A 3,476-nucleotide genomic window follows, 5' to 3' on the forward strand; every position below is an offset into this window, starting at 1 on the left:
CCTCTGCCCGAAACGAGACGTTTACTTTATCCCCCTTTGCATACTTTGGCGTTTCATGAGTGTTTGAAACTTTCATCGAAAGGATGATCTCAGAGGATATCCTAATCGCATAGGTTATTGTATCACCAACAAAAATCCTTCCATCTATGGTACCGGGCAACACATTCACATGGGGATGTTCTTCCCTGACAATAGAAATCCTCTCGGGCCGAATGAACAAACGAACTTCAGATCTGTCAGGCAGATCTTCGCTAACGTTCGAAAGAACAATAGGTTTACAGAGATCCTTCACCAAAACCGTCGCAGCAGCCGAATCTCGATGAAGGACCCCCGACATGAAATTCGTCTTGCCTATGAATTCTGCCACGAAGGCATTTGCCGGAGAATCATAGATTTCATCAGGCGATCCGATTTGTTCAACTTTTCCGTTGTTCATCACAACGATCGAGTCTGACATGACCAGCGCTTCTTCTTGATCGTGAGTGACGTAGATCACTGTAATTCCGAGCTTCTCCTGAAGGTGTTTGATCTCGATCTGCATGTGCTCACGAAGTTTCTTATCAAGGGCTCCGAGGGGTTCATCAAGCAAGAGTATCCTCGGATTGAAGGCAAGACACCGCGCTATGGCCACGCGCTGTTGCTGTCCGCCACTTAACTGATTCGGACGCCGACTCTCAACGCCCTCGAGCTTCACTATTTCCAGAGCATACCTCACTCGTTCGCTTATTATGGATTTCTTGGCTTTGCGCATTCTTAAAGGGAATGCTACATTTTCGAAAACGTTCATGTGCGGGAAGAGGGCGTAGTTTTGGAAAACCATACCAAGCCCCCTCTGATGCGGTGGAATCGCTGTTACGTCCATCCCATCAATATAAATGCTGCCCGCATCCGGAGCTTCGAACCCGGCCACCATCATCAAAGTCGTAGTTTTACCTGAACCGCTCGGTCCGAGCAAAGTCAAGAACTTCCCCCTCTCCACACGAAACGAAACATCATCGACGGCAACCACGTCGGTGTATGCCTTGGAAAGTCTCTCCAAGACAATCTCTGACCCCTGAGCTCTATCAGACGTCGAACCACGGCCCCCCGATTCGCTAGTCATTCTTGTGCTCCTACCACCAATTTCCCCCAAGAGAGCCCAAATACTCCGATCCTTTATCTGTGATGACAATGTTCCTCTCGATCCTCGCACCCCCGACACTCGTCCTGTAAAGGCCCGGTTCCACTGCCAGAACCATGCCTTCCCTCAAGACGGTCTTATCCCCCTTGGCCAGAACCGGAATGTCGTCGTAACCAAACCCCATCCCGTGCCCCACATAACTACCTGGGCCTCCGTATGTTTCCGTATGAAAACGCCCGTACCCTTTTGCCACAGCAATCTCGCCCGCCGCAGTCTGAAGCTCTTCTGCTCTCACTCCTGGTGCGGCCTTGCGAGCGATAGCTTGCCCCATCTCAAGAACGGTTCCCAGGATTTCTATCTGCTTCTTAGATGCCTTGCCGGCCACGCCCGCCCGGCAAATATCCACAAGGTAGTGATTGTACACTCCACAGATTTCAATGTGAAACATGTCTCCGTCTTCGATAACACGGTCCGTATACATCGGACGCGCAAGGGGTTCGCCGGACCTCTCGACTCCGGACTGGCATGTGGCAAAAGGCTCGGATACTCCCAACTTGGCCAATTCACTCATCACCAGCAAAGCCAGCTCCCGTTCCGTGACACCAGGCTCCGCTGCGGAACAGACGATCTCGGCCACGGCACAGGCCTTCCTGCATCCTTCCCTCAGAATCGCCAACTCCTCCGGGCTTTTCACGGCCCTAATGCTGCGCACGATGTCATCTGAAAGAGTCCACTGGACCCTCGGCGCCCAGCTCAGCAAATCCTGGTAAAGAACCACGTAAAGCGCATCTCCCCCGACCAGTCCGAGCCGAGACTGTTCAAGACCCATCTCTTGGAGAACATCGCAGACCTTCTTCGTCAAGTTGACCCCGACCCTTACATCATCTATTGCCACTTCACCGTAATAGTGAGAGGAGGCAACAAGGACAGGTTCACCCTCAAGCGGGAGGATCAGTGCTCCATTCCCTCTACCCCTCTGTTCGTAAAGAGTTGGAGTCCCGCCGAGCCAGGGATGGTAATGAGTGAGATATTTTATGTCTCCAAGGCGGTCGGGCTCCTTGCCGAAAACTACCAGACCATCCAACCCCCTGTCGCTGCAAACGAGCCGACATTTATCCATACGATTCAGGTAGACTTCTTTTCCGAACAACAGTCCCATCACGTTCCCCTCTGCCCTCAAAAAACGATTCTATCGGGATTTCCCAAAGAAGATTTGGGCATTTCCACTCTGGCAGTTTTTTGCGGGTCAACGATCTGGCACACCCTGAGATCCCCGACGGCACTAATGAGCATGGCGATTTCGGGATAGTCCATATCAGTGATCTCACGCATGAGTTTCGCCATATCGTTGAGGGCGGTTGAAGCTGCTTCATCCAAAGAAGAGCCGTGACCAATCGTTATGAATTTGTCGTCCAGTTCCACAATAGGCCTTTGGGGCTCGATTCTCGGAGACTTGGTTAGATTCAGCTTCACCTTCACCTCGGCGGTTGTCTCAATCCCACAGATAACTGCCTCGCCGTCTCCCATCCCGGCGTGGACATCTCCCAAGGCCAGCATTGCACCTTCCACTCGCACAAGAAAATGGATCTTTGCACCTTCACGGATGACTTTTGCGTCCATGTTCCCGCCGTGGTCGCCAATTTCACCGCATGGAACCACTCGGTCAGAGGGACAGACGCCAATCACTCCAACCATCGGGTTGACAGGGAACAAGAGAGTATCGGAGAATCGGAATTTACCGTTTCGAACGGCGATTTCCTTAGTGACAGGCTTTTCGATAAGATGGCCAAAGGCTCCTTCGTTGGGAATTCCCACCATAAAACCCTTTTCACCGACATCGATTTCCAGGATTTCTACGGTGAGGACGTCTCCAGGGGAAGCTCCTCTGATCCCGATAGGACCTGTTGCGGGATTAACCCTCGAAAAATCGACTGAAGTGACCAGATCTTTCTCACTTTTTATCTGGCTGCCAAAACAATCGTCAGTTTCTACAAGGACGATTGCTCCTGAGTCCACCTCAACAACAGGGTGACTGTGGGGACCGAATTGGTAGATCACGTTGCTTCTCTTGATCGTTTCCATCGCTGCTGTAATCCCTAATCGACAAATCTATTCAATGCCTGGCAACTCCCCTCTACAGAGGTTCCAAGAGACTATCAGCGCATAGGCTGTCTTCCATCCCTAGACTGAGCGGCGCCAAAAATAACACGAATAATAAGCTCTGTCAAGCAAAACTGGCGTGGAGCAGCGGTTCCGCAACTGAAATTTCAAACACGCCTAAATTTTCAATTTTATAATCTTTTTTCTTCCGAATAATTACCGAGCAGATTCGTATTGGCAGCGGGGCTTGACTTTT

The 3,476-nt window shown here is 51.1% G+C and carries 3 protein-coding genes; all 3 read right to left on the minus strand.

Going from position 1 to position 3,476, the window contains the following annotated elements; translation table 11 throughout:
• Nucleotides 1-1,102 (minus strand): ABC transporter ATP-binding protein (locus JRJ26_20415; GenBank protein MBW2059853.1); only part of this gene is annotated, 1,102 nt, incomplete at its 3' end.
• A gap of 10 nt (nucleotides 1,103-1,112) precedes the next feature.
• Entirely contained in the window at nucleotides 1,113-2,279 is a 1,167-nt protein-coding gene (locus tag JRJ26_20420) for an aminopeptidase P family protein (GenBank protein ID MBW2059854.1), read from the minus strand.
• A gap of 17 nt (nucleotides 2,280-2,296) precedes the next feature.
• Nucleotides 2,297-3,202: an acetamidase/formamidase family protein gene (locus JRJ26_20425; GenBank protein MBW2059855.1), complete on the minus strand. Its 906-nt coding sequence runs from the start codon at nucleotides 3,200-3,202 to the stop codon at nucleotides 2,297-2,299.
• Nucleotides 3,203-3,476 lie beyond the last annotated feature (274 nt).

It is taken from the genome of Deltaproteobacteria bacterium (genome assembly GCA_019308905.1).
Taxonomy (GTDB): Bacteria; Desulfobacterota; BSN033; order WVXP01; family WVXP01; genus JAFDHF01.